Genomic DNA, 2,201 nt, shown 5'->3' with positions numbered 1-2,201 from the left:
TCTGTGGAGCCGAGCATGGGCTCGGCTCCACAGGAAGCTAGGCCAGCAGCGCTTCCAGCTGCGCCGGCTCACGTGCCAGTTGGCTGGCACCGGCTTCGGTCAATTCCGCCTCTCCGCCAAAGCCCCACAGCACGCCGACACTACGCAGGCCGTGGTGGCGCGCGCCTTCGATGTCCATGCGCCGGTCGCCGATCATCCAGCACTGTGCAGGCTGCACCTGCAGCCGGCGCAGTGCCTCGCCGACCAGTTCCGGCTTGTGGCTGCGCGAGCCATCCAGGGTTGAACCGACGATCTCCTCGAACAGCCCACCGAACGGCAGGTGGGCGAGGATGCGGCGCGCGTGCGGCTCGTTCTTGGCAGTGACCACCGCCAGCCGGTGTCCACGGCCATGCAGCGTGCGCAGCGTGCCTTCCACCTGCGGGTACACCGTGTGCTCGCGCCAGCCTTCGACGTCGAAGCGCTCCCGGTAGTAGCCCACGGCCTGTTCCACCCGCGCCGGTTCGACGAACAACGGCGCGAAGGTGGTGCGCAGCGAAGGACCGATCCAGCCCAGCAGGGTTTCCTGCGGCGGCACCGGATGGTCCATCTTCTGCAGCGCATAGGCGATGCAGGCGGTGATGCCCACCTGCGAATCGATCAGCGTGCCGTCGAGATCGAAGAACAGCACATCCTTGCCGCGCTCGGCGCTCATGCGCCGCGCGCGTCGAGTGCCGCCACTGCCGGCAGGGTCTTGCCTTCCAGGAACTCCAGGAACGCACCACCACCAGTGGAGATGTAGCTGACGTCGCCGGCGATATCGAACTTGTCGACTGCGGCCAGGGTGTCGCCACCGCCGGCGATGGAGAACGCCTTCGAGCTGGCGATCGCGCGGGCCAGCGCTTCGGTGCCCTTGCTGAAGGACTCGAACTCGAACACGCCGACCGGGCCGTTCCAGACCACGGTGCCGGCCTTCTCGATCAGCTGCGCGTACTGCGCGGCGGTCTGCGGGCCGATGTCCAGGATCAGGTCGTCTTCGGCAACGGCATCGACCGCCTTCACTTCCGCGGCAGCGTCGGGCAGGAACTGCTTGGCGGTGACCACGTCAACCGGCAGCGGAATGTCGGCGCCGCGTGCCTTGGCATCGGCCACGATCTTCTTCGCGGTATCCAGCAGGTCCGGCTCGTACAGGGACTTGCCGACGTTGTAGCCAGCTGCGGCGATGAAGGTGTTGGCGATGCCGCCACCGACGATCAGCTGGTCGACCTTGCCAACCAGATTGGCCAGCAACTCCAGCTTGGTGCTGACCTTGCTGCCGGCGACGATGGCCAGCAGCGGCTTGGCCGGTGCATCCAGCGCCTGCGCCAGCGCGTCCAGCTCGGCCATCAGCAGCGGGCCACCGGCCGCGACCGGTGCGAAGCGGATGACACCATGGGTGGAGGCCTGCGCACGGTGCGCGGTACCGAAGGCATCCATCACGAACACGTCGCACAGGGCGGCGTACTTCTTCGACAGGGCCTCGTCATCCTTGCCCTCGCCGACGTTCATGCGGCAGTTTTCCAGCAGCACCAGCTGGCCCGGCTGCACGTCGACGCCGTCGACCCAGTCGCGCACCAGCGGAACGTCGCGGCCCAGCAGTTCGGACAGGCGCTGGGCGACCGGTGCCAGCGAATCGGCCTCGCTCCACACGCCTTCCTTCGGGCGCCCCAGGTGCGAGGTGACCATCACCGCCGCGCCCTGCTCCAGCGCGCGCTTGAGCGTCGGCAACGAAGCGGTGATGCGCTGTTCGGAGGTGATGCGGCCATTCTCGATCGGCACGTTCAGATCCTGGCGGATCAGCACGCGCTTGCCGGAGAGGTCGAGGTCGGTCATGCGGACAATGGACATGGGCAACTCTTTGGCTCGGGGACGGGATGCCGGTCTGCGGCAGACGGCCATTGTATCGGGTGCGGCTGGTGGGAGGGCCGATGCCTGCGGCAGGCAGAGGCGCAGGGCAAATGCAACAGCAACAGCAACGGCCAAAGCGCTGGCGCTTCGTGGTGCTGTGAGTGGGCCGGGGTGGTGTGGGCTGGCAGGGGACGCCGTGAATCCATCCCTGGAGGCTTGGCAGCCGCATCCGCACCAATTTCAATACCAATATGCCCCACCGAATCATCAGCGACCCGAAAATTGGAACGTTGCTCAATGGCAGCTATCTTGACGGTTACACCTCTGACTGGAATGAC

At 66.6% G+C, this 2,201-nt stretch carries 2 protein-coding genes; both read right to left on the bottom strand.

What is annotated here, in order from left to right; genetic code table 11:
- Nucleotides 1-37: 37 nt before the first annotated feature.
- Nucleotides 38-691 carry an HAD hydrolase-like protein gene (locus ABGA94_RS18635; protein WP_065179512.1) on the bottom strand — a complete coding sequence of 218 codons (654 nt, stop codon included), beginning with the start codon at nucleotides 689-691 and terminating at the stop codon, nucleotides 38-40.
- Complete coding sequence (locus ABGA94_RS18630; protein WP_005418866.1) at nucleotides 688-1,863, bottom strand: phosphoglycerate kinase; 1,176 nt, start codon at nucleotides 1,861-1,863, stop codon at nucleotides 688-690. The genes ABGA94_RS18635 and ABGA94_RS18630 overlap by 4 nt, the downstream gene beginning before the upstream one ends.
- Nucleotides 1,864-2,201: the final 338 nt, after the last annotated feature.

Source organism: Stenotrophomonas sp. 3diitr2024, from assembly GCF_042136455.1.
In the GTDB taxonomy this organism is placed as follows: domain Bacteria; phylum Pseudomonadota; class Gammaproteobacteria; order Xanthomonadales; family Xanthomonadaceae; genus Stenotrophomonas; species Stenotrophomonas sepilia.
Note: the sequence above shows the minus strand (reverse complement) of the source record. Positions and strands in the feature narration are given on the sequence as shown.